This is a genomic window from Pseudomonas fluorescens (assembly GCF_902497855.1).
Classification (GTDB): domain Bacteria; phylum Pseudomonadota; class Gammaproteobacteria; order Pseudomonadales; family Pseudomonadaceae; genus Aquipseudomonas; species Aquipseudomonas fluorescens_BI.
This window is the reverse complement of record NZ_CABVHU010000047.1, coordinates 1-1,697: the sequence shown is the minus strand read 5'-3', so window position 1 is coordinate 1,697 and position 1,697 is coordinate 1. Positions and strand designations below refer to the sequence as shown.

2 protein-coding genes are annotated in these 1,697 nt (G+C 63.5%); both read right to left on the bottom strand.

All coding sequences use genetic code 11. The features are described 5' to 3' along the window. On the bottom strand, positions 1–562 hold a 562-nt coding region (locus tag F8N96_RS34775), incomplete at its 3' end, for a c-type cytochrome (RefSeq protein WP_150801636.1). A 10-nt stretch (positions 563–572) separates the two neighbouring features. After that, a partial coding sequence (locus F8N96_RS34770) for a molybdopterin-dependent oxidoreductase (protein ID WP_150801635.1) occupies positions 573–1,697 on the bottom strand: 1,125 nt, incomplete at its 5' end.

Sequence of the window (1,697 nt, the reverse complement as noted above, 5' to 3'; positions counted from 1 at the left end):
CCCCCCATTTGCCGGTACTGCCGCGCTGGATGCTGGACGTTACCTTGGCCAGTGCCTGCGGGTCATTGGCATACTTGGCCGCCACCTCGTGATAGGCCGGGCCGACGACCTTATGATCGATCGCGTGGCAGGACAGGCAACCGTTGCCCTGGAGCAAGGCCATGGCGTCGACTTTTGTTGCAGGCGTGGCCAGGGGCTGGCCCGCCGACGGGTTCGACGCCGCCTGCACCTCGGCATCGCTCGCCTGGGCACTGCCGTAGGTCACCGCCAGGTAGGCGCCGATAATGCTCACCTCCCGATCGCTGATGGGCGCACCGTACACGTGCTGCATCTTGCCCGCTTCTGCAGTCCACTGCGCCAGGGTCAAGCCAGGCGGCTGGAAGCTGATGTAATCGGCCGAATGGCAGGTGGAACATTTCTGCTGCGCCAATGGATAGCCAGGCAGCGCACTGGGCTTGAACGCCGCCGTTTCGGGCGGCAAGGTGATCGACAGGGGTGCTGCGCTGGCCATGGCAGCCAGACAAAACTGCGCCGCGCACAGCAAGGTGGTCATGGGTTTCATGCGGGCCTCCTCAGGCGACGGTCACGTGGCTGGTTTCCACGACGTGGCGGCGGTAGCCACCGGGGTTCCAGTCGGCTCGCAGCGGTTGCGTCTCGCCCGCACTGTTGCTGGCGCGCACCATCAACGCAGTGGCGCCCTTGCTGTGAAAGGTGATCGGCAGCGTCCACTCGCGGAAGGAAAAACGGCCCAGATCCTGCCCAAGCCTGGCTTCGCGCCAATGCTTGCCGCCGTCGATCGACACTTCCACCTTGTTGACGCCAACGCCGCCGTCGAACGCTATGCCCTTGAGCACCACGCTTTTGTTCAACGGCAACACATCGCCCTGTTTAACGCTGGTGATGAAACTGCGTACCGGCAATCTGGAAATCGGCTGGGTTTGCGCCGCGGTGGTGCCGGGGGCGATGCAGAAACAGTCGTCGTCCGGCACCCGATAACCTTTAGCCATGAAGAAACCGTCGTAGGTGTGGTCGACGACTTCGATCTCACTCAGGTGCTTGATCCAGTACGTGCCGAAATAGCCGGGCACCACCAGCCGTATCGGGTAGCCGTTGAGGAATGGCAGGTCGGCACCGTTCATTGACCAGGCGATCATGGGCTCGCCGTCCATGGCATGGCTGATGTCCAGGGCCTTGATGAACTCCGGCGTGCTGGGCAGCACCGGCTTGTCGAGCCCTCGGAAGGTCACTTGCCTGGCGTCGGCTTGCACCCCCGCCTTTTCCAGTACCGTCTTGAGCGACACCCCCACCCAGCGGGCATTGCCCATTGACCCATTGCCCAACTGAGCGCCGAACACCCGCGGCATCGAGAAGCCACGGCTGTTACCCGAACACTGGTTGACGGCCACCACCTCTATCGGTTCGGCGAGGGCCTTGAGTTCGGCAAGGGACAGGGACAGCGGCGTGTCGACCGAGCCCTTGATCGTCAGGCGGTAACTGGCCGGATCGATGCTGGTCGGGAAATTGGCCAGGTGGTAACGCACGAAAAAGGCGTCGTTGGGCGTGATGGGCCCTTCGTTGAAGACAGCGAAGGGCGTCTCCAGGTGCGGCGGGCGAGTGGTCACCAGGGTCAGCGGTCGTTTTTGCGGATATTGCACCAGCGGCCGCGGGCCAGCCGCAAAGGTCACGTCTTCGGCGTT